Consider the following 22,196-nt stretch of genomic DNA (forward strand, 5'->3'; position numbering starts at 1 on the left):
CGTCTCCTTTTCAGCCAAATTGTAGCACAATCGAAAGATATTTTTACAGTGGAATGCTCTTACCTGCGCTAAAGGGTTGAAGGAAGAGCCGGAGAGGAGTAAAATGACAAAATATTGCTACCATTTGATACATAGTACAGGAGGATGAAGGAAATGGATAAGGTTACTTTATTTGTAAACAAATATTTTGCTGTGTTTGTGCTGGCAGCTGCAGGAGCAGCTTTTGTTCTGCCGGATGTGTTTGTAGGGATTACAGCGTACATTACGCTGCTGCTCGGCATTATTATGTTTGGAATGGGAATGACTCTAAAAGGAGCAGATTTCGGTATTATTGCTAAAAAGCCGTTTCCGGTTATTGTGGGCGTAATCGCTCAATTTGTGATCATGCCGACCATTGCCTTTTTAATTGCTCTGGCCATGCAGCTGCCGCCGGAGATTGCAGCCGGCCTTGTGCTCGTTGGTGCTTCACCGGGAGGAACGGCTTCCAACGTCATGGTGTACTTAGCAAAAGGGGATGTAGCACTTTCGGTTGCCATGACATCGGTCTCCACTATATTGGCCGTTATCATGACACCGCTGCTGCTTTTACTGTTTGCAAACACATGGCTGCCTGTGGATGCGGGCGCTATGCTTCTTTCGATTGTCCAGGTTATATTAATTCCAATTACACTTGGCATTGCAGCAAGAAAACTGCTGCCGGCTGTAGTTGAGAAGGGCACGCGTGTCCTTCCAATTGTGTCAATGGCTGCTATTGTAGCTATAGTAGCAGGAGTATTGGCAGCAAATAGAGAAAATGTTATAGAGACAGGAGCGCTCGTTATCGCAGCTGTCATTCTTCATAATGGCTTCGGTCTGCTGCTGGGCTATACGGCCGCCATGTTTATGGGACTTAACCAGGCCCAGCGGCGCGCTGTATCGCTTGAAGTAGGGATGCAGAACTCCGCTTTGGCCAGCCAGCTGGCAACGGTACATTTCACACCGCTGGCTGCGCTTCCAGCCGCCATATTTTCCGTTTGGCATAATATTTCAGGACCGCTGCTTGTCTCGTGGTGGGGAAGAAAAAAACGCGCATAAAAAGAAAGGAGAGAAGCATACTTGCTCGCTAAATTGGGAATACTCCTACTATGGGCTTTATCTGTGGTGTACTTAATTTTTTTCGCACCGGCAGAAGAGCAGTATACGATGGAGCAGATGCAGGCTCTTTTTACATTTGAACAAACCAGCATGAATCCGCTGGTTATTGCGTTATTTAATTCACTGGGAGTATGGCCGCTTCTGTTCACTGCTTTTTTGTTTACCGATCCCGGCGGCGGACGGATCAAAGCGTGGCCGTTTGTCATGCTTTCTTTTGGAGCCGGCGCTTTTGCGCTCATGCCTTATATCGCTCTTCGAAAAGAAGCTCCGCGTCTGCTAAAGCCGGGTGCGGTCGGAAGAGTTACTGGATCGAAAGTATTTGCAGGCCTGCTGGTGCTTCTCGCAGCAGCGCTGATTATTTATGCCGCCGGCAGCTTTCAGCCGGGTGGACTGTGGGAGGCCTTCTGGTCTTATCATTTAGTACACACAATGGTCATTGATTTTGTGTTATTCGCGCTGCTGGCAGTATACATGATAAAAAAAGATGCAGAAAAACGAAATGTGCAGCTTACATCTAAACAATGGGGGCTATTCAGTATCCCCCTACTTGGAACGGCGCTGTATCTGCTGTACCGGCCGAGCTGGAAAAAAAGCAGGTATTCTTATAAAAGAGATAGGAGAAAAAGATGACAACGTTGAAATGGGGCATTTTAGGACCAGGTACGATATCCATTAATTTTTCCAAAGCGATTAAAGCAGTTAACGGAAATGTACATGCAGTAGCATCAAGAAGTATGGAGAGGGCGCAGGCCTTTGCGGATACCTACGGAATAGATCAGGCGTATGGAAGTTACGAAGAGCTTTTGGAAGACAACGATATAGATGTAGTATATATAGCAACCCCGCATTCTCATCATTTTGAATGGGTAATGAAAAGCCTGGAGAAAAACCATCACGTTTTCTGCGAAAAAGCAATCACAGTAAATGATAAACAGCTCCAGATTTTAAAAAAAGAAGCGGAAACAAGAGATCTTATTTTAGCGGAAGCCATGACGATTTATCACAACCCCCTTCATAAGAAAATAAAAGCATTTATCGAAGAAGGCGGAATTGGTAAAGTCAATATGATTAATGTGACGCTTGGGATGTTTAAAGACTTTGATGAAACCGATCGTTTTTTCAACAAAGATCTGGCTGGAGGCGCGCTGCTTGATATTGGCACCTATGCTTTGACGTTTGCCCGGTACTATTTAACCGAGTTTCCGAATGATATTACCACGCTTGGTACGACAGCGTCTACAGGCGTGGATGAACAATCAGGTATTGTACTGAAAAACGGGCAGCAGGAAGTAGCGGTCGTATCGTTAGCCCTTCGTGGGATCATGCCTAAAAAAGGGCTGATTGCCGGCTCAAAAGGGTATATTGAAATGGATAACTTCCCCCGTGCGGTACGTGCAGATATTGTCTATAATGACGGAACGACGGAGACAATGGAAGCAGGGGAAACCGCCAAGGCTCTCCAGTACGAAGTGGAGGCGATGAACCAGATGGTGATCAATCGCAGAAATGACGGTACGCTCGAGTTGACGTCCGATGTGATGAAGATTATGGACGAAGTCCGGGAACAGTGGGGACTGCGTTTCCCCGAGGAATAACAAAAAAGATGAGCCCCGGCGGCTCATCTTTTTTTGTCTCATTAACTTGGATGTACGGATTTATTTCTTTGCAGGAGCGGGAATATAAGGGGTAATATTCCAAATTTCAGACGCGTACTGCATGATCGTACGGTCGCTGGAAAATTTTCCGGAGTGAGCAATGTTTGTGATGCTCATTTCCTGCCATTTATTCCACTGCTGGTACGTCTGATCAATCATTTCCTGTGCTTCTACATAACTCTCAAAGTCTTTCAAAACGAAATACTCATCGTTATCGCGGAGCAGGTGGTAATAAATATCTTTAAAGGCGAGCTCATCCTGTCCAAAAAAGCCGTCATGCAGCTGATTGATCATATGGTGTAGCCGCTTGTCGCTCTGATAGAGGGACTTTGCGCTGTAGCCGCCTGTACGGTGAAGTTCTTCAATTTCGGATTCTTCCATGCCGAACAGGAACATATTGTGTGCGCCTACCATATCTTTTATTTCCACGTTAGCGCCGTCGAGCGTCCCGAGCGTTAGGGCCCCGTTCATCATAAGCTTCATGTTACCGGTGCCGGAGGCCTCTTTTCCGGCCGTAGAAATCTGCTGACTTACTTCTGAAGCCGGGATGATCATTTCGGCCAGGCTGACATTGTAATTTTCGAGAAAGACTATTTTGATCTTATCATTAATCGAGGCGTCGTTATTGATCTGGTCAGCAGCGGAAACAATCAGCCGGATCACCTGTTTGGCAAAATGATAGCTTGGTGCTGCCTTTGCTCCAAATATAAACGTACGGGCCGGGATATCCGCCTGAGGATGCTCTTTTAAATACAAATAGCGGTTTATGACATAAAGAATATTTAGAAGCTGTCGCTTGTAGCCGTGAAGCCTCTTAATCTGCACATCAAATATGGAGCGGTCATCAATGATAAGACCGGTTTTATGTTTGATATAACGAGCCAGGTTTTGTTTGTTGAATTGCTTTACTTCAAACAGCTTCTGCTGAAATGAAGCATCATTGCTGTACCGGAGCAGCTTGATAAGGTCTTTAGGGCGTTCTTTCCATTCATCACCAATAGAAGAGTTGATTAATGAAGTCAACTCCGGATTGGCCTGGATCAGCCAGCGCCGGTGGGTAATCCCGTTTGTTTTATTGTTGAATTTTTCGGGGTACAGCCCGTAAAATTGTTTCATTTCTGATCTTTTAAGAATTTCTGTATGCATTTTGGCAACACCATTTACGCTGTAGCTGCCGACCACTGCGAGATGGGCCATCCGCACCTGTCCGTAGCTGATGATGGCCAGTTCATGAATGACCGGGCGGTACTCCGGATGATCATGATACACCATCTGGCAGAAACGTTCATTGATTTCTTCTGTAATCATAAAAACACGCGGAAGCAGCTCGGAAAATAAAGGCACGGGCCATGTTTCCAATGCTTCGCTTAAAATAGTGTGGTTTGTATAGGCAACCGTATTGGTAGTAACGTGCCAGGCTTCATCCCATCCAAGTCCTTCTTCATCCATAAGCAGACGCATCAGTTCTGGAACAACTAAAGAGGGGTGGGTATCGTTAATTTGTATACTAATATATTCGTGAAGACTGGCGCAGGATTGACCGGTGCGCTGCTTAAAAATCTTCAAAATCGTCTGCAGGCCGGAGGAAACTAGAAAATACTGCTGCTTCAGGCGGAGCGTCTTTCCCTCCATATTGGAATCGTCTGGATAGAGAAATTCAGATATTCTTTCGATAGAGCGCTTGGATTCTAAGTGATCATAATAGCTTTGTTTATCTCCTGCATAGAAAGCCGTTTCGTCTTCCAAAGGCTCTGCACTCCAAAGGCGCAGCGTATTGATCGTTTCGTTATTATAGCCTTTTATCGGCACATCATAAGGAATAGCAGCCACTTTTTCAGCATCGAGAAGAGAAACTTTCATTTTTCCGTCTACCTCATATGTTTCTACGCGGCCGCCAAAACAGATGACCGCACGCAGGTCGGGGCGTTTTGTTTCCCAGACGTAGGGCTCCCGCAGCCAGTAGTCGGGCAGTTCCACCTGATTGCCGTCGACAATCTTCTGTTCAAACAGGCCGTACTTGTAACGGATACCATAGCCGTGGCCGGGAATCTGCAGCGAAGCCATAGAGTCGAGAAAGCATGCAGCCAGCCGTCCGAGCCCGCCGTTTCCAAGGCCTGCATCATGTTCACATGCGAATACTTCTTCCGGAATAAATCCGAGGTTGGTAATAGCTGTTTTCATCGGATCAAGCCAGTGCATATTTAAAAGATTGGATTCCAATAAGCGTCCCATCAAAAATTCCATTGAAAAATAATAGACCGTGCGGGGAGTTTGTTCCTTGTAGCGCTTTGTTGTCTGAAGCCATTCGCTGTTAAGATTTTCTTTTACAATAGAACTTACCGCGATGTACATTTCTCTTGGTGTGGCTTCGCTGCTGGTTGTACCCAGCTTTTTTTCCAGGGTATAACAGATGGAATCCTGAAGCTTTTGTTCATTCATGTTGGTTCACTTCTCCTTTTGTCATGAAAGCTGCTGGTACAAATTCTGATAAACACGGGCAGACGTTTTCCAGTCCACTTCCGCTTTATAAATATTGGCCAGCAGGCTGGACCACTGGCTGCTGTCTGCGTAAACAGAAAGAGCATGGTCGATGCAACCCAGCATTTCATATGCATCGGACTGATGGAAGGTAAATCCGTTCCCGGTGCCGCTCTCGGGATTAAAAGGATGAATGGTATCTTTCAAGCCGCCGGTTTCTCTTACAATCGACACGGTCTCGTAGCGAAGAGCGATAAGCTGGCTTAAGCCGCACGGTTCAAATCTCGAAGGAATAAGCAGAAAGTCGGCTCCTGCATACATTCTCCGGGCCAGGCCTTCATCAAAATAGGTTCTGATCGAAGCCTGCTCCGGGTAATGAGTGGAAATATCCCGGAAATACTGCTCCAGGCCTGGATCTCCTGTGCCAAGCAGCACAAATTGAATATTCCGCTCCATTAATTCCGGAAAAACGTCAGCTACGAGCGGAAGGCCTTTTTGGTCTGCCAGTCTGGTTACCATAGCGATAATAGGAATATCGCCATTCACGGGTAGTCCGAGCTCAGACTGAAGACTTTCTTTGTTTTTTCGCTTTCCTTCCGGCGAATGCTGGTAGGGGTGAGGAATATAAGAATCATTTGCAGGATCATAGGAAGCGGTATCAATACCATTTAGAACCCCGTGCAGAATATCTGATTTATCCATCAGCAGAGAATGCATTCCTTCTCCGAAAAACGGGCTTTTAATTTCCTCGGCGTAGGTAGGGCTTACAGTCGTAATTAAATCACTGTGATGAACCGCCGCTTTCAGGCAGTTGATCAATCCATTCCATTCCATGCCGAAATAGTGCTCTCCGCTTAAATTAATAAGGTCGTCAAACGCGGAATTCTGCAGAATGCCCTGGTACTGCAGGTTGTGGATTGTAAACACTGTTTTGTAGTGTAGTCCGTATGCTTTCAAAAAAGCGGGAACCAGTCCTGTCTGCCAGTCATGGCAGTGAATAATGTCAGGTTCTTCTTCCAGGTGGGGAAGAGAAGCAATGACAGCTTTGGAGAAAAACACGAATCGTTCGCCGTCGTCATAATAGCTGTATATATTAGCACGATCAAAATAGTAATTGTTTTTAAGGAAGTAATACGTAATTCCTTTTTCGTTTAATTTAAGTAAATCTGCACGCTGCTGGCGCCAGCCTAAATGAATCGTTATGTCGGTTTTAACAAGCTCGAGCCTGTCAGCAAAATGGTCTTTCATAAACTGATTGTAATACGGCAGAATCACTTGAACGTGATCATCGCTTGTTTCTTTTAAAGCATGAGGGAGGGCACCCACCACATCGGCGAGGCCCCCTGTTTTAAAAAATGGTTGTGATTCAGAAGCGGCAAATAAAAGGTTCATCTGACTTCTCTCCTTATATAACTGAACGTTTAGCTATGACATACGGACGGTCTTCAATACCTTTGAGCGTCGTTCCGCTGGCAATAGTGCTGTCTTTATCAATAATAGAATAATCTATCGTGGAATCGGCTTTAATATGGCAGCGTTGGAGAATAATAGAGTCCTTCACAACGGCCCCTTTTTCTACCGTTACTCCGCGAAAGAGAATGCTGTTTGAGACTTCTCCTTCTATTGTACACCCATTGGCTACGAGAGAGTGATTTACTTCAGCATCTTCGCCGTATTTGGTTGGCGGCTCATCTTTTACTTTCGTATAGATCCGCTGGTTTTCAAAGAACAGCGTCTCGTAATGGTCGGTATTCAAAAGGCGCATATTTTGTTTATAGTAGCTTTTCAGCGACTGGATAAACGCCGTATAGCCTTCATGATGGTACGTTTGAACAGATAATTTATTTAAGTTGTCTTTAATGCCGTTTAGGAAGAAATTTTCTTTTTCGTTGTTAATGCATTCATCCACAAGTTTCATAAGAAGGCTTTTCTTGATGATGTACATGCCGGTAAAAATGGAAGGCAGGCTTCTATCATGCGAAAAAGCAGTCACGGCTCCATTTTCATCTGTCTGTAGTTTAAGATAGCTGTTATCTTCTCTGTCTTCATCAGACAAGCTGGCCGAAATCAACGTAACATCTGCTCCTGAAGAAATATGCAGATCAAGTGCTTCCGAAATAGGAAGGTTCATAATGCATTGGCTGCCGCTTAAGAAAACATATTCGGCTGAACTTCTTTCAAAAAAGTCACGGTTATTATGAAAATGCTGTAGATCGCCGCGGGAAATATCAGATGGGTCGTTCCAGTCCGGAGGCAGGATGAAAAGCCCGCCGCGCTTTCTGTCAAGGTCCCAGTCAGAACCCGTGCCCAGGTGATCCATAAGAGACCTGTACTTTTCACGTGCAAAAATAGCAATATCATGAATGTTTGCATTACTCATGTTGGAAAGAGTAAAGTCAATCAGCCGGTATCTTCCGGCAAAGGGAACAGCAGCCCCGCTTCTAAAATATGTTAACTCATTAAGGTTACTGTATTCTGAATCTAAATTTATAACACCCATCATTTTAGCCATAGTCTAGCCTCCTATTATTATCGTTGATTGCTTGGCAGGTATTGTTTAAATGAAGTATCGCTGTCAACGACCATACTATCTTCTGCCTTGTCGAATGTAATAACACAGTTGTCGGGAATAACGGTCCCGGGCCGGACGATAACTTTTTCTAGTGTGACATTTCTGCCGATTTTCACTTCCGGCATAATGACTGAGTCTTTTACCGTTGAGCCTGCCTCCACACGGACTCCCTGGAAAAGCACGGAGCGTTGAATGTGGCCAAGTACATGGCAGCCTTCATTAATAAGAGAATTGGAAACGGTCGATTCCTTTCCCATATAGTGGGGAGGCTGGTTAGGGTTTACGGTGTAGATTCTCCAGCTCCTGTCATGAAGGCGGAGGCCTGAGTTTTGATCAAGCAGGTCCATGTTCGCTTCCCAGTAGCTTTTGATCGTTCCAACATCTTTCCAGTAGCCATGGAAGGAGAACGCTTTTAATTTCCGCTCATCCTCAAGCATTCTCGGAATAATATCTTTGCCGAAATCATGACTTGATTCAGAATTTTCTGCGTCTTTAATCAAGTAGTCACGCAGGGAAGCCCAGGTGAATATATAAATACCCATGGAAGCCAGGTTATTTTTTGGTTCACTTGGCTTTTCCTGGAATTCAATTACTTCCATTTGTTCATTTGTATTCATAATTCCAAATCGTGAAGCTTCATCCCACGGAACTTCAATAACCGATATAGTAGCATCGGCATTTTCTTTTTTATGGGCGGTCAGCATAGCATCATAATTCATTTTATAAATGTGGTCTCCCGAGATAACGAGTATATATTCAGGATCGTACTGATCGATAAACTGCATATTCTGGTAAATAGCGTCTGCAGTACCGGAATACCAGCCGCCGCCTGCCTGCACGGTAAAGGGAGGAAGGATGGAGATGCCTCCATACTTTCTATCAAGTTCCCACGGACTTCCGGAGCCGAGATGGCGGTTTAAGTCCATCGGCTGATATTGGGTCAACACCCCGACCGTATCTATGTTGGAGTGTGTGCAGTTGCTTAAGGTAAAATCAATAATTCTATATTTTCCTCCAAATGGGACAGCGGGCTTTGCTGTATCCTTTGTTAACTGGCCGAGACGCTTTCCTTCGCCGCCCGCAAGCAGCATTCCAATAATTTCTTTACCCATTATGTTTCCTCCTTTTAATTGCCTTTCTTTTCTTAAAATACAGTGTAGAAAATGGTGGTACTACTGTGTCAATGGAATGAGGCCTCCCGTGAAGAGGTTTGGGGGAAGAGGGGAGATAGAGTCTGTTTGTATACCCGCTTCCTCCGAACTTCTCTTCATCGCTGTTGAATACTTCCTGATACAGGCCGGATTCGGAAACACCGATCCGGAAGTGAGGGAATTTTATTCCAGAGAAATTACATAATACCAGCAGTTCCTCTTCCTCGCACTGCCGGGTAAAAAGAAGAATGCTATGATCGTTGTTATCGGCGTCAACCCAGGTAAACCCTTCCGGTTGATGATCCCATTTATACAGGGCCGGATGACTGCCGACAAAGGCCTGCAGCGAGGCGACGTAAAATCGAAGAGCGTCGTGCATCGGATATGTTAAAAGATTCCATGCAAGCTCTTCTTTGTCACGCCACTCATCGTAAGCACCCATCTCGCCTCCCATAAAAAGAAGCGTTTTCCCAGGATGGGATGCCATGTATCCATAGAGAAGGCGAAGCTGCGAAAATTGTTCCTCCTGGTTTCCCGGCATCTTGCCGAGGAGCGATTTCTTTTCATGGACGACTTCGTCATGGGAGAGCGGAAGGATAAAGCGTTCGGAAAACGCATAAACTCCCGAAAAAGTCAGCAGATGATGATAATGCTTTCTTTCAGTCCAGTGTAATTTCATATATGTTAACGTATCATTCATCCATCCCATGTTCCATTTGAAATCAAAACCGAGGCCGCCTTCCTGAACAGGATGTGTTATCATCTGCCAGGCCGTACTTTCTTCAGCTATCATTAATGTGTCCGGCAGTATATCAGAAACGGCGGTATTGAGCTGTTTCAAAAAATCCACCGCTTCTAAATTTATACCTTCTCCATATATATTATAAACCTTTGCGTCCATTTCTGTTTTTTCGAGGTTGTAATAAATCATGCTGGCCACAGCATCAACCCGGATGCCATCCAGATGCAGGTCTTCCAGCCAAAATATGGCATTAGAGATTAAAAAAGAACGAACTTCCGGCTTCGTATAATCAAATACCAGTGTTCCCCAGTTCGTTTTTTCAGCTATTGCCTGGTCATTGTATTCATACAGCGGTTGACCATCGAACTGCCGGAGGCCGTGGGAATCTTTGCAAAAATGGCCCGGTACCCAGTCCATGATAACGCCAATGCCGGAAGCATGGCAGGAATCAACGAAATACTTAAAGTCATCGGGTGTTCCATAACGGCTTGTAATGGAGAAATATCCCGTAACCTGATAGCCCCAGGACTGGTCAAAAGGGTGCTCGGATATGGGGAGAAGCTCCACATGAGTGTATTCCATTTTTAGAAGGTAGGGTATAATATGGTTGGCAAGCTCCCGGTAAGAATAAAATGTTCCGTCCGGATGCTGTTTCCAGGTACCCGCATGCATTTCATAAACGGATAGCTGCGACTTAAAAAAATTCGTGTCTGCCCGTTTTTGCAGATAAGCTTCGTCATTCCAGCGGTATGTTGACTCTGGTATGGAAACGGAAGCCGTATTGGGCCTTATTTCGGAAAACACGGCATAAGGATCAGCCTTTAAAAGAATCCTGCCGTCTTCTGTAGTAATGGAGTATTTATATGTAGCTTGTGCTTTCCATTCCGGAAAAAAACCGGACCATACTCCAAGACTATCAATACGATGCAGTTCAAAGCCTTCTCCTGTCCAGAAATTTTCTTCGCATGCTATATGCACTTCTTTGGCATGCGGAGCCCAGACGGTGAAGCGCCAGCCTTTTTCTCCCTTAAAGGTGATATGCCGGCAGCCAAACACATGATGGCTGTGGTAAAGTGTTCCTTCATGAAAAAGATAAAGTTGTTCTTCTGTAATGCCGTACATATTCATTTGCATAGCTCACCTAAATTCGTTTGACGTAAAAGTTTCATTTTAACAGCAGATGCATATATAATACTTATTCGCTGTTACAGTGGTATTCCCTTTATTAAAGGAAATTATTTATTTTTTTTCAACTTTATATAAGAATAATGAAATGTTAAAAGAGAAAGGAGCGGTGTTTATGTTTTTTGGAACAGAAAAAGTTCTTCCCGCAGCACGGACAGCTAAAGAGTTTGATGGTCTTTTAAAAAAAGAAGGTATCCATATTGTGCTGCTCAACACCCATATCGCACAGCTGAAAAGCATGGTGCAGCTGGCTAAATCCGAGAATAAGAAGGTGATTCTGCACGCCGATCTGGTGCAGGGGCTGGCGCATGATGAATATGCAGCACAGTTTCTCTGTCAGCATATTAAGCCCTATGGTTTAATTTCAACAAGAAAACAAATGCTTATTACAGCAAAAAAACATAAGGTGTTGGCAATGCAGCGTTTGTTTCTGCTGGATTCACTGGCTCTTGATACAAGCTTTCGTTTAATAGAAGACGTCAAGCCGGATGTCATAGAAGTCCTGCCGGGCGTCATTCCGGGCATGGTTAAAGAAGTACGCGAGCGTTCCGGTATTCCTGTAGTAGCCGGCGGACTTATCCGTACGGAACAAGAAGTAACCAATGCTCTGGACGCGGGGGCAACAGCCGTAACGACGAACCGAAAAGAACTTTGGGGTCATTCTGTATAAAAAGGAAGCTTTTCTCTTTACAATAATTCCAGTCGGGGTGTACAATAGGCTTAAGTTAAAATCAGGTCGGAGCCGCAGGAGAGACCGCAATATTTCTATACAGGACAACTGTATGGACATATTGCGGTTTTTTTATACCCAATAAAAGCGCGGCACGGCACTACAGGAGGGCATAACCTTGAATAACCAGGCATTTTCAACTGTATCGAGAGAGAACAGGTTAGAGCAGATGAGCCGCGAAACGATGGACGTTTTAGTGATAGGCGGAGGTATTACAGGAGCAGGGATTTCCCTGGACGCAGCAGCAAGAGGCATGAAAACGGGATTAGTGGAAATGCAGGATTTTGCAGCAGGAACTTCCAGCCGCTCCACAAAGCTTGTGCATGGAGGATTGAGATACCTCAAGCAGTACGAGGTAGGGCTGGTCGCAGAGGTTGGCACAGAGCGGGCAATTGTATACGAGAATGCGCCGCATGTAACCGAACCGCAGTGGATGCTGCTGCCGTTAGTGGAAAATGGTTCTTTTGGCAAAACATCGATGGCATTTGGACTGAAAGTGTATGACACGCTGGCTAAAGTAAAAAAAGAAGAGCAGCGCTATATGCTGAACCGGGACAAAACGCTGGGAAAAGAACCGCTGCTTAGAAAAGAAGGGTTAAAAGGCGGCGGCGTATACGTGGAATACCGCACAGACGATGCCAGGCTGACGCTGGAAGCCATTAAACGTTCCGTCGATTTCGGAGCCAATCCGGTGAACTATGCAAGGGTGGAAGACTTTGTGTACGAAAATGGAAAAGCTGTTGCAGTAAAAGTGACAGATACTGTAAACAATAAAGAATACACTATTTATGCGAAACATATTATTAATGCAGCAGGACCGTGGGTCGATACGCTTCGTAAAAAAGACGGTTCCAATTTTGGCAAGCATCTCCGCCTGACAAAGGGTATTCATCTTGTGTTCGACAGAACCCGTTTTCCACTCCGTCAGGCAACTTATTTCGATACGCCGGACGGACGCATGGCATTTGCTATCCCAAGGGATAACAAAACATATGTGGGAACGACAGACACCGTCTATGAAGCAGACATCGCTTCTCCGCGCATGACGGAAGAAGACAGGAGCTATGTGCTGGATATCTCCAACTACATGTTTCCAGAGTTAAAGCTTACGAAAGAGGACGTAGAGTCCAGCTGGGCCGGACTGCGCCCGCTTATCTACGAAGAAGGAAAATCAGCTTCTGAAATTTCGAGAAAAGATGAAGTGTTTCTTTCCGAAACCGGTCTTATCTCAATTGCTGGAGGCAAGCTGACAGGGTACCGGAAAATGGCGGAAAAAGCCGTGAATATTGTGGCTGAACGAATGAATATCCATGCGCCATGCCCGACAGAGCATATTCATTTGTCCGGCGGTGCAGTAGATGGATCATCCGGTTTTGGCACGTATGTAAAAACGCAGGCGTACCTTGGCGAAAAAGTTGGTTTATCCAAAGAAGAAGCAGAACAGGTTATTGAATTTTACGGATCTAATGCGGCTAACGTATTTTCCTATATTCAAAAGCATAAAAAGGAAATTGAACAGGCAGGCCTTCCATTAAAACTAGGCGGCCAGGTTCTTTACGCTCTTGAAGAAGAGATGGCGGTAACTCCGCTTGACTTCTTTAACAGACGAGCAGCTTTATTGTTCTTCGGAATGAATGAAGTAGACAAATGGAAAGAGCCGGTTCTTGCTTTTATGAAGAAAAAAGCAGGCTGGAGCGAGTCTCAGGCATCCTCATTTGTGGAAGAATTGGAAAGGGAAATCCGTTATGCCAAGCATACAGAAGAAGAAGTAGAAACAGAAAGCGCCGTTCTTTCTTAATCGTTTACGAACAGCAGAAGCAATCAGGCTTCTGCTGTTTTTTTATAGGATAAAGGAAGGGAAATAAGGGTATACAGGTAACAAACCCTTTGTCAGAACAGTCATTTTTTAATAATCATGGTAGAACGTGCCTATATTTACTATAATAAGAACATACAAACAGAAAAGAGGTCATGCGTAATGGACTGGAAAAAGAATTGGGATAGATGGTCGTCTTTTCCATCATTGGAAAAAGAACTGGATGATGAGTTGAAAGAGCTTTCCGGAGAAGAAACGCAGCTGGAAGACAGTTTTTACAAATACCTTGAATTTGGTACAGGCGGCATGCGCGGAGAAATGGGTCCGGGCACAAATAGAATGAATGTATATACGATCCGCCGCGCCGCGGAAGGCCTGGCCCGTTTTATTGAAAGCCGGGGAGAAGAAGCCAAAGCAAGAGGAGTCGCGATAGCGTATGATTCCAGGCACCGGTCCGGTTTATTCGCAATGGAAACGGCGCGCACGCTTGGTGCACATGGCATTCAGGCATACATATTTGAAGACCTGAGGCCGACCCCGGAACTTTCCTTTGCGGTAAGGTACCTGCATGCTTTCGCAGGAGTCGTCGTTACGGCAAGTCACAACCCTCCTATATATAACGGGTTTAAAGTTTATGGAAAAGACGGCGGCCAGTTTCCACCGGAGCCGGCAGAAGAGCTGGTGGATTTTGTGAACAGTGTTGAAAATGAACTGGAAATTGCAACAGCAGAACAGAGCACACTCGAACAAAACGGCCTGCTGAAAGTGATTGGCGAAGAAATAGATCTTCCTTACAATCAGCATTTGGAGACGATCCTGCTGGATCCCGAAACCGTAAAAAAAGACGGGGGAGAGCTGTCCATCGTTTTCTCTCCTCTTCATGGCACCGCACATATACCTGTAACGCGTATCTTTAAATCCAGCGGCTTCTCCAATGTTCATGTCGTGGCTGAACAGGCAGAGCCGGATCCTGAATTTTCTACAGTGAAAAGCCCCAACCCGGAAGAAAAAGCGGCCTTTGAACTGGCTGTGGAGCAGGGAGATAAATTAGGAGCGGATCTGCTCGTAGCAACAGACCCGGATGCCGACCGGATTGGCATTGCTGTTAAAGCGAAAGACAATCATTATCAGGTTCTTTCCGGAAACCAGACAGGAGCGCTTATTTTGGATTTCCTGCTTTCCCAGCGGAAAGAAAAAGGGATTCTTCCTGAAAATGGAATCGTCATGAAAACGATCGTGACTTCAGAGCTCGGGCGTGTTATCGCTTCTCATTACGGTGTGGAGACAATGGATACGCTCACCGGGTTTAAATTCATCGGAGAAAAAATCAAACAGTTTGAAGAAAGCGGCGAGTATGTTTTCCAGTTTGGCTATGAAGAATCTTTCGGCTATTTAATTGCTGACTTTGTCAGGGATAAAGACGCGGTACAATCCGCTTTAATCATTGCGGAAATGGCGCTCTGGCATAAAAAGAATGGCAGAACGATTTACCAGGCCCTTCAGGAGCTGTATCAGAAATACGGCTGTTATTTGGAAGATCTGGATTCTTTGACGCTGAAGGGAAAAGCGGGAGTAGAAAAAATCGAGGAAATTATGCATCATTTCCGCTCCAATCCTCCGGAAACCATCAGCGGACAGAAAGTCACTTCCATGGAAGACTACCATACGGGGGAGAGAACATTTCTAACGGACGGCAGAAAAGAAAAAATTGAACTGCCGGTCTCCAATGTGCTTAAATTTAAATTTGAAGATGATTCCTGGTTTTGTGCAAGACCGTCAGGCACCGAGCCAAAAGTTAAATTTTATTTCGGCGTTGTAAAAGAAGATGTAAAGGAAGCAGAGGAGTCACTGCTTCAGCGTAAAATGGATGTTATGTCCATCGTTCACCAGATGATTCAATAATAGCAAAAAAGACTGTCCCAAAAGCGTTTGGGACAGTCTTTTTATTTTACTTTGAAATTTTGTTTATGATCGACTTTGTCGATCGAATGAACTTCGATTTTGTCCACTTTCGAAAAACGCGGCCCTTTTTCAACGGAAGTCAAAAAAGACCTCATCGCTTTTTCGTCGCCTTCCGCCGCAATTTCAACGGTATTATCAGTTTTGTTGCGAACCCACCCATAAATAGAAAGTTTATCTGCTTCCATTTTTGTGTGCTGGCGGAAACCGACGCCTTGTACAAGACCGTGTACGATAACATGCTGTTTCACTGCCGCATTCCTCCTTTATCCACTGTTATACCTTAATGAAATGAACTTCAAACCACGGGTCTGACTCTAAGGCCTCTTCCGTTTCTGAGATGACGTGAGGTACGCCTTCTTCATCGGTAGACAGCCAGGTGCCGGAGCTGTCCTGAAACACGGGATACACGTATCCTTCCTGGAATAAAATGGTTCCATCCTGCGGTTCTATATAGTCATGGTGTAATGCTTTCCATACGGTTCGTCTGCATTTTACTAATTCCATTTTTTTCTCCTTTGTATCTTTATATCTTTAGCATTATAGCATGAGAGACAGCCAGGAAGAAAACATTCAGGCAGCTTTGTTTGCCTTAACGAAAAATCCCCCGTTGAAACCGGACGGTTTCGACGGGGGAAAGAAAGTTTTTCTGCTTTTTATTTTCTGGCAGAATGGTGTCGGTATGCTGTATGGTTCACGGGTCCAACATAGCTGTTAAGAGGAAATGAATCTGTAATAGCCGCATGAATGAACTGTTTGGCCAACGCTATGGCTTCTCTTACCGGAACGCCTTTTGCAATTTCCGCTGTAATGGCCGCGGAAAAAGTGCAGCCGGCTCCGTGGGTATACGTAGTATCTATTTTGGGTGATTCCAGCAGTTCGAATGTTTTCCCATCATAAAAAACATCTGTAGAGCTGGTGCCGCCGATTTCGCCGCCGCCTTTTATGATAACAAAAGCCGGTCCTTGTTCGTAAATAATGGCTGCCGCCTGCTTCATATCTTCAATGGTTTTCAGCGGCTCTGTGCCGGCAATGGACGATGCTTCAAACAAGTTGGGTGTAACGACGAGTGCTTTAGGCACAAGCGTGTCGCGCAGGTATTGATCCAGCTCCGGATTGAGCGCTTCGTCGGAGCCTTTACAGACCATAACCGGATCGACTACTAGCTTTTCTACTTTAAACTCTTCTACTTTTTCTGCAACCAGCTCAATGACTTCTTTTGAACCAAGCATACCTGTTTTCGCCGCATCCACGCCGATTCCTTTAAGCGTAGTCTGCAGCTGTGCCTCCAGGGCTGTGAGGTCCTGAGGATAAATGGCATGAAACCAATCCCTGTCAGGGTCCTGTGCGACAATTGTAGTTAATGCGGTCATTCCGTATACCTCAAGTTCCTGAAATGTTTTCAGGTCTGCCTGGATTCCGGCGCCGCCGCTCGTATCAGAGCCTGCAATGCTGAGTACTTTATTTAAACTCATTGTTATCATCCTTTCTTAAATAGCCCATTCACCTTGTTGAAATACAGATTCTTTTGTGCCGTCCGGCAGAATGCCTTCGATATTCATGTTGTTGCTGCCTATCATGAAGTCAACGTGGGTCAGGCTGCTGTTTAAGCCGGCCTGCTGCTTTTCTTCCTCGTTCATTTCTGTTCCGCCTTCTACACAAAAAGCGTAGGCGCTGCCCAATGCTAAATGGTTTGAAGCATTTTCATCAAAAAGAGTATTGTAAAAAAGAATACCGCTTTGCGAAATAGGGGAGCTGTGGGGCACAAGAGCAACTTCTCCTAAGCGGCTGGACCCTTCATCTGTTTCAATAAGGTTGCGGAGCGTCGCCTCCCCTTGACCAGCGGTGAAATCAACTACTTTTCCATCTTTGAAATGGATTGTAAAGTCATCAATGACATTACCGCTGTAATTTAAAGGCTTGGTATTCTTCACATACCCGTTTACGCCATCTTTATGCGGCACGGTAAATACTTCTTCGGTTGGCATGTTGGCGATGAAATGAACGCCTTCTGTGTTCGGTCCGCCGCCGCCGGCCCAGATATGATGGTCCGGCAGATCAATCGTTAAGTCTGTACCGGGAGCTGTATAATGCAGCTGCTTGTATTTTTTGCTGTTCAGAATAGCTGATTTAGCCTGCAGTTTTTTATCGTGTTCTTCCCAGGCAAGAACCGGATTATCAAGATCGGCACGGACGGCTTTGAAAATGGCTTCCCACAGCTGCTGTACGGCATCTGCTTTAGTGGAATCAGGGAACACTTTTCCGGCCCATCCCGGAGAAGGAGCAGCAGTTACAAGCCAGCTTACTTTATCAGACTGGATGTAATTACGAAACTGCTTCATTGCTTCGCCGGCAGCTTTATTGGCAGCGGCTACTTTTTCTGCATCTGCGTCTTTTAATAAGTCTGGATCAGAAGACTTGACAGTAATAAATGCGGCACCGCGCTCTGCCAGCTCCTCCCGTGATTTGGACTGCCACCACGGAAATTCTTTGATTGCTTCCAATGGGGCGTGATCGAGCTTGAGCTTGGCAAGCTCTTCATCAGACCACTCCACGTGAACGTTGTGAGCGCCTGCTTCATAGGCTTTTTCAGCCAAAAGCCTGACAAACTCATAGGCATGAATAGGAGCGGCAATAACAAGAATCTGCCCTTTTTGAAGATTTACTCCTTTTTTGATAGATAAAGATGCATAGTTCTGTAGTTTCGTATTAAAGTCAGTCATGCTGCTGTCTCCTTTGCGGCTGGAATTATTATATTGAAAGTCTGTCAAAATTGTATCATAAGATGAACAAAAAAAAGAACGATTGGAACAGCTCCAATCGCCAAAAGGTATTGTACGTATTCAAAAATAGAAAAATAGGACTGCTGTAAAAATACAACGGCCGCGTTTTTAATCCATCCCTATCGTATCAGAAAATATATCACAGCTGAAACAGAGTCTCAGGCTGTCTGTACTAATCTATATCGTTATAGAGGGTCTCACAGTCGTTTTTATGAAATAGTATAACACTAGGAATATGTTGTTCTTTTTACAGAATTGATAATAAAAAAGCGCTGCCTGGCAGCGCTTTTAAGGGATATGAACAGTTTCTCTGGAATGGAAATTATGAGCATCCGCTACGAACCGGGTAGGGATGGACTGGATTTTAATATTGTATTTTGTAACGGTATTGTTGTATACCCGCTTTGCTTTATCAAGCTTTGCTTCGGATTCCATAAAAAGAGCTTCCAGCCTTTTAAAATCTTCATTTTCCTGTAATCCTTCATTATCCTTTTTTTTATCAAATACACTGCGCAGGGAGGCAGATAATGCTTCGTCAGCATCGACAATCTCTGTTCTGGACTGTTTCCTGGAGTCAAGCCCGCTGCGAAGTTCCAACAGCTTTTCCAGAAGAGCCTGCTCATTGCGCATATAGGGCTGGGCGGTATCCACCAGTTCAGGAATAAGGTCGAACTGACGTTTAATCTGCACTTCCACCTGCTCCCAGGATTCTTCCACCCAGTTTAAGTATTTGATTAATGCATTATATCCGATTATCCAGCTTGCTAAAGCGATAACGATAAATATTCCGAGAACGGTCCCAAAAAAGGTCACATTCCATCAACCTCCTTTATAGCCTGCGGCAGTATTCTGCCTGCAAAAGCACTAATCTATTATACCATGAATAAAGGGGGAAAAAACACACTTGCCATATATTAGGAGGTGGTTTCCCCGTTAATACGTAATACCCACCCGTTTTCTCTCATAAGAAGGGTGGAGAAGAAGATGAACGGTAAAAGCTGCTGTATCAGCTGTTGTGATCTTATAGCCATCTTTGGGAAGAAAGTCTTCTTCTGCACGGATTTTGCCATGTTCCTCTCCGTCCGGCAGGTAAGTGGGGCAGATAATAGTCCAATTGAGGCCTGAGGCTTCAAGCATCTCATAAACTTTGGCATGATCCTCCGCGGCCGTTGTACTCCGTCGTTTGGATTCAGAGGAAGCGAAGCGGTAAGTGCCCGGCTCTGAACGTGCATCGAGAATACCTGCTGTGCCTATCGTAAGAAGCCTGTTTATATTATTTTTTTCCATAGCCTGAATAATATGAGGCATGCTCCGCTGCAGCGTGTCCTGCTTGTCTGTTCCAAGAGCGCTGATGACAGCCTCGGTGCCTTGAATCGTTTGTTCGACATCTTCTTTATGAAGCACATCTCCTTTGATTATCTTTAAAAGTGGAGAAGATAAGGTTATTTTTTCCGGTGAACGTGCGAGCATAACGACCTCAATATTTTCCTTTAGCAGCATATCCAGAATATAACGGCCGACTCTGCCGGTTCCTCCAAGAAGTGCGATTTTCATACTATACCTACTTTCTAACAGCTTAGTACTATTCTATTTTCCCTTGATGAGAGCAGAAGAAACATAAAAGCCTCGAAAATATAGGAGGCATATGCATTCTATATTTCTTCTTTTATAAATGAGAACGGTACCAAATCAGAAAGGAAACAATGGTAAACTAAAATTATACAATGAAGTCTTTTTCTATTCCAATCTATCAAAAGGGTGATGCAGTGTGAATAATCAAGACTGGTGGTTTCCGACAGATATTCAAATAAAAGCGACAAGGCTGCACAAATGGATGAGAAAACTCGGTTATACAGACTACGATGCTTTTTATAAAGCGTCTATTCTGGATATAAGCTGGTTTTGGAGCCAGGCTGAAAAGGAGCTGGATATTGAATGGTTCCAGCATTACAGGTATGCACTGGACCTTTCTGACGGATGGAAATGGCCGCACTGGTACGTAAAAGGAAAGCTGAACGCTTCCCACAATGCTGTGTTCAAATGGGCTGAAAAGGAAGATGTAAAACAAGAAACGGCCCTGAAATGGGAAGGGGAAGGCGGAGAACAGGAACAGTATACATTTGAGGAGCTGACGACCGATATTAAGCGCGCAGCAAATGGATTTAAACAATCGGGAATAAACAAAGGCGATGTCGTTACTCTGTATATGCCGATGATTCCCGAAACCGTCATTTCCATGATGGCACTGTCGCAGATAGGTGCTGTTTTTTCCCCTGTTTTTTCCGGATACGGGGCGGACGCTGTAGCGGCAAGAATGGATGCTGCCGGTTCCACGGTATTGATCGCCGCCTCCGGCTATACGAGAAAAGGCCGTCCGGTTTTGATGAAAAAAGAGGCGGACCGGGCCATTGATTTATCCGAGTTCGGGAAAACATTGATCATCGTAGAACGGGAAGGCGAAATAGAAACCAGGGATACGATAGATATAACCTGGAAAGAAATAATGAATCATCCCCCGCTTGAGAAAGTTCACAAAGCGAAAAGCGACGAGCCATTTATGCTCCTGTATACGTCGGGCACTACCGGAAAGCCTAAAGGTACCGTGCACACCCATGGAGGTTTTCCTATAAAAGCGGCTTTTGATGCAGGAATCTGCATGGATGTGAAAAAAGGAGATACCTTCTGCTGGTACACAGATATGGGGTGGATGATGGGGCCGTTTCTTGTGTACGGTGCTTTACTAAATGGCGCCTGTGTAATGATGTATGAAGGAGCTCCTGATTATCCGGAACCGGATCGATTGTGGAAATTGACAGAGTCAGCGGGTATTAGCCATTTAGGAGTCTCACCGACGCTCATTCGTTCTTTAATGCAGCATGGAAAAGAATGGACAGAAAGAAAAGACCTGTCCTCTCTTAGAGTGATAGGATCCACCGGAGAGCCATGGAACCCGGAACCATGGAAATGGCTGTTCCGGACTGCCGGCAGAAGCAGAATTCCTATTATTAATTACTCCGGGGGCACAGAGACATCAGGCGGTATATTAGGTAATTTGTTAGTAAAGCCGATTGGTCCGGCCACATTTAACAGTGCCATTCCCGGGATGGCAGCGGATGTATTCAATGACGATGGACAATCTGTGGTAGATGAGGTAGGAGAGCTTGTCGTCAAAAAGCCATGGGTTGGCATGACCGCCGGATTTTGGAAAGAACCAAAAAGATATGAAGAAGCTTACTGGAAAAGGTGGAAAGATATTTGGGTACATGGAGATTGGGCTGTGAAAACGGAAGAGGGCTACTGGACTATCACAGGAAGATCGGACGATGTGATGACAATTGCCGGTAAAAGAGTAGGGCCGGGTGAAGTAGAATCTATTCTCGTGGAACATTATGCGGTCAAAGAAGCAGCTGCTATCGGTGTCCCTGATGAGCAGAAAGGCGAAGCGCTCGTTTGTTTTATCGTATTAAATAAAGGCAACCTCCCGGATAAAAGAATTACTGAAGAGGCAGGAAAGCGCTGCGAGAGCAGCATGGGAAGGTCACTTGTGCCTTCAGCCATTTTCATCGTGGAGGACCTTCCGAAAACGAGAAACGGCAAAATAATGAGAAGAGCGGTTCGGTCCGCCTTCTTAAATGAAGAAACAGGTGATTTATCCGCTCTTGAAAATCCGCAGTCCCTTGAAGACATTAAAGAAAAAGCAGCAGAAATGTAAACATTGGGGGCCGGCAGTTTCTTTTTTAGAAGCTGCCGGTTTTCTCGTGACAATTATGATGATTTCGTATTTCCCTCCGATAAACTTTCTTCCTAGACCTTGAATTTTCCGTACTATTTAGTATAATTATCTTAATTCCGATATAACCAATGTGTTTTATTAGAAAAACAGTTTGCTGATAAATAAAGAGAATAGATGCCTGTGCAAGAAGGCTCTTTCTATGTAAAGAGTCTTTATTTTTTCTGGAAGCCGTTTGTCAAAAGGAAAACATCCTGCAGA

18 protein-coding genes are annotated in these 22,196 nt (G+C 44.9%); 7 read left to right on the forward strand and 11 right to left on the reverse strand.

All coding sequences use genetic code 11. From position 1 onward, the window contains the following. Window positions 1–144: 144 nt before the first annotated feature. The 3 genes from AC5W14_RS15490 to AC5W14_RS15500 are packed head-to-tail and all read left to right on the forward strand — an operon-like array spanning window position 145 to window position 2,729. Window positions 145–1,074, forward strand: a complete 930-nt coding sequence (locus AC5W14_RS15490) for a bile acid:sodium symporter family protein (RefSeq protein WP_496058914.1) — start codon at window positions 145–147, stop codon at window positions 1,072–1,074. A 21-nt stretch (window positions 1,075–1,095) separates the two neighbouring features. Continuing rightward, window positions 1,096–1,764 (forward strand): hypothetical protein, encoded by a 669-nt coding sequence (locus AC5W14_RS15495; RefSeq protein ID WP_496194949.1) that lies wholly within the window; start codon window positions 1,096–1,098, stop codon window positions 1,762–1,764. Continuing rightward, complete coding sequence (locus AC5W14_RS15500; RefSeq protein ID WP_496058912.1) at window positions 1,761–2,729, forward strand: Gfo/Idh/MocA family protein; 969 nt, start codon at window positions 1,761–1,763, stop codon at window positions 2,727–2,729. The genes AC5W14_RS15495 and AC5W14_RS15500 overlap by 4 nt, the downstream gene beginning before the upstream one ends. 60 nt (window positions 2,730–2,789) lie before the next feature. Here AC5W14_RS15500 and AC5W14_RS15505 read toward each other — a convergent pair whose 3' ends face one another. From AC5W14_RS15505 to glgB, 5 genes are read right to left on the reverse strand one after another with little or no spacing between them, the layout of a single operon-like run. Beyond that, window positions 2,790–5,228, reverse strand: coding sequence for a glycogen/starch/alpha-glucan phosphorylase (locus AC5W14_RS15505; RefSeq protein ID WP_496194950.1), 2,439 nt, complete (start codon window positions 5,226–5,228; stop codon window positions 2,790–2,792). Window positions 5,229–5,249: 21 nt separating this feature from the next. Beyond that, window positions 5,250–6,659 (reverse strand): glycogen synthase, encoded by a 1,410-nt coding sequence (locus AC5W14_RS15510; RefSeq protein WP_496194951.1) that lies wholly within the window; start codon window positions 6,657–6,659, stop codon window positions 5,250–5,252. Between the two features lie 13 nt (window positions 6,660–6,672). Then, window positions 6,673–7,779, reverse strand: coding sequence for a glucose-1-phosphate adenylyltransferase subunit GlgD (glgD, locus tag AC5W14_RS15515; RefSeq protein ID WP_496058909.1), 1,107 nt, complete (start codon window positions 7,777–7,779; stop codon window positions 6,673–6,675). A 17-nt stretch (window positions 7,780–7,796) separates the two neighbouring features. Beyond that, on the reverse strand, window positions 7,797–8,951 hold the full coding sequence (locus AC5W14_RS15520; RefSeq protein ID WP_496058908.1) for a glucose-1-phosphate adenylyltransferase: 1,155 nt from the start codon (window positions 8,949–8,951) through the stop codon (window positions 7,797–7,799). Next, window positions 8,944–10,860 (reverse strand): 1,4-alpha-glucan branching protein GlgB, encoded by a 1,917-nt coding sequence (gene glgB / locus AC5W14_RS15525; RefSeq protein WP_496194952.1) that lies wholly within the window; start codon window positions 10,858–10,860, stop codon window positions 8,944–8,946. The genes AC5W14_RS15520 and glgB overlap by 8 nt, the downstream gene beginning before the upstream one ends. 172 nt (window positions 10,861–11,032) lie before the next feature. On the opposite strand from glgB, the gene AC5W14_RS15530 reads away from it, so the two are divergent. The 3 genes from AC5W14_RS15530 to AC5W14_RS15540 all read left to right on the forward strand — a co-directional run bounded on the left by AC5W14_RS15530 (window position 11,033) and on the right by AC5W14_RS15540 (window position 15,365). Then, on the forward strand, window positions 11,033–11,587 hold the full coding sequence (locus AC5W14_RS15530; RefSeq protein ID WP_496058906.1) for a glycerol-3-phosphate responsive antiterminator: 555 nt from the start codon (window positions 11,033–11,035) through the stop codon (window positions 11,585–11,587). 229 nt (window positions 11,588–11,816) lie between these two features. Then, window positions 11,817–13,445 (forward strand): glycerol-3-phosphate dehydrogenase/oxidase, encoded by a 1,629-nt coding sequence (locus AC5W14_RS15535; RefSeq protein ID WP_496194961.1) that lies wholly within the window; start codon window positions 11,817–11,819, stop codon window positions 13,443–13,445. Window positions 13,446–13,625: 180 nt separating this feature from the next. Continuing rightward, window positions 13,626–15,365 carry a phospho-sugar mutase gene (locus tag AC5W14_RS15540; protein ID WP_496058905.1) on the forward strand — a complete coding sequence of 580 codons (1,740 nt, stop codon included), beginning with the start codon at window positions 13,626–13,628 and terminating at the stop codon, window positions 15,363–15,365. Between the two features lie 41 nt (window positions 15,366–15,406). On the opposite strand, the gene AC5W14_RS15545 is transcribed toward AC5W14_RS15540, so the two are convergent. The 6 genes from AC5W14_RS15545 to AC5W14_RS15570 form a co-directional block, all read right to left on the reverse strand. Continuing rightward, complete coding sequence (locus tag AC5W14_RS15545; RefSeq protein ID WP_496058904.1) at window positions 15,407–15,673, reverse strand: acylphosphatase; 267 nt, start codon at window positions 15,671–15,673, stop codon at window positions 15,407–15,409. Between the two features lie 25 nt (window positions 15,674–15,698). Continuing rightward, window positions 15,699–15,929 (reverse strand): hypothetical protein, encoded by a 231-nt coding sequence (locus AC5W14_RS15550; RefSeq protein WP_496058903.1) that lies wholly within the window; start codon window positions 15,927–15,929, stop codon window positions 15,699–15,701. Between the two features lie 149 nt (window positions 15,930–16,078). Continuing rightward, window positions 16,079–16,897 (reverse strand): pyridoxine/pyridoxal/pyridoxamine kinase, encoded by an 819-nt coding sequence (gene pdxK, locus AC5W14_RS15555; protein ID WP_496058902.1) that lies wholly within the window; start codon window positions 16,895–16,897, stop codon window positions 16,079–16,081. A gap of 15 nt (window positions 16,898–16,912) precedes the next feature. Continuing rightward, entirely contained in the window at window positions 16,913–18,145 is a 1,233-nt protein-coding gene (locus tag AC5W14_RS15560; RefSeq protein ID WP_496058901.1) for an aminopeptidase, read from the reverse strand. 348 nt (window positions 18,146–18,493) lie between these two features. Next, complete coding sequence (locus tag AC5W14_RS15565) at window positions 18,494–19,018, reverse strand: LemA family protein (protein ID WP_496058900.1); 525 nt, start codon at window positions 19,016–19,018, stop codon at window positions 18,494–18,496. Between the two features lie 120 nt (window positions 19,019–19,138). Next, window positions 19,139–19,759 (reverse strand): NAD(P)-dependent oxidoreductase, encoded by a 621-nt coding sequence (locus AC5W14_RS15570; RefSeq protein ID WP_496058899.1) that lies wholly within the window; start codon window positions 19,757–19,759, stop codon window positions 19,139–19,141. 214 nt (window positions 19,760–19,973) lie between these two features. On the opposite strand from AC5W14_RS15570, the gene AC5W14_RS15575 reads away from it, so the two are divergent. Beyond that, window positions 19,974–21,917, forward strand: coding sequence for an AMP-binding protein (locus AC5W14_RS15575; RefSeq protein ID WP_496194953.1), 1,944 nt, complete (start codon window positions 19,974–19,976; stop codon window positions 21,915–21,917). The last annotated feature ends 279 nt before the right edge of the window (window positions 21,918–22,196 follow it).

Source organism: Sinobaca sp. TMA16-18 (assembly GCF_059510535.1).

Coding starts and splice junctions, on each gene's coding strand:
- AC5W14_RS15490 (WP_496058914.1), top strand. CDS start 145: ATGAAGGAAATGGATAAGGTTACTTTATTTGTAAACAAATATTTTGCT.
- AC5W14_RS15500 (WP_496058912.1), top strand. CDS start 1,761: ATGACAACGTTGAAATGGGGCATTTTAGGACCAGGTACGATATCCATT.
- AC5W14_RS15505 (WP_496194950.1), bottom strand. CDS start 5,228: ATGAATGAACAAAAGCTTCAGGATTCCATCTGTTATACCCTGGAAAAA.
- AC5W14_RS15510 (WP_496194951.1), bottom strand. CDS start 6,659: ATGAACCTTTTATTTGCCGCTTCTGAATCACAACCATTTTTTAAAACA.
- glgD (WP_496058909.1), bottom strand. CDS start 7,779: ATGGCTAAAATGATGGGTGTTATAAATTTAGATTCAGAATACAGTAAC.
- AC5W14_RS15520 (WP_496058908.1), bottom strand. CDS start 8,951: ATGGGTAAAGAAATTATTGGAATGCTGCTTGCGGGCGGCGAAGGAAAG.
- glgB (WP_496194952.1), bottom strand. CDS start 10,860: ATGAATATGTACGGCATTACAGAAGAACAACTTTATCTTTTTCATGAA.
- AC5W14_RS15530 (WP_496058906.1), top strand. CDS start 11,033: ATGTTTTTTGGAACAGAAAAAGTTCTTCCCGCAGCACGGACAGCTAAA.
- AC5W14_RS15535 (WP_496194961.1), top strand. CDS start 11,817: ATGAGCCGCGAAACGATGGACGTTTTAGTGATAGGCGGAGGTATTACA.
- AC5W14_RS15540 (WP_496058905.1), top strand. CDS start 13,626: ATGGACTGGAAAAAGAATTGGGATAGATGGTCGTCTTTTCCATCATTG.
- AC5W14_RS15550 (WP_496058903.1), bottom strand. CDS start 15,929: ATGGAATTAGTAAAATGCAGACGAACCGTATGGAAAGCATTACACCAT.
- pdxK (WP_496058902.1), bottom strand. CDS start 16,897: ATGAGTTTAAATAAAGTACTCAGCATTGCAGGCTCTGATACGAGCGGC.
- AC5W14_RS15560 (WP_496058901.1), bottom strand. CDS start 18,145: ATGACTGACTTTAATACGAAACTACAGAACTATGCATCTTTATCTATC.
- AC5W14_RS15570 (WP_496058899.1), bottom strand. CDS start 19,759: ATGAAAATCGCACTTCTTGGAGGAACCGGCAGAGTCGGCCGTTATATT.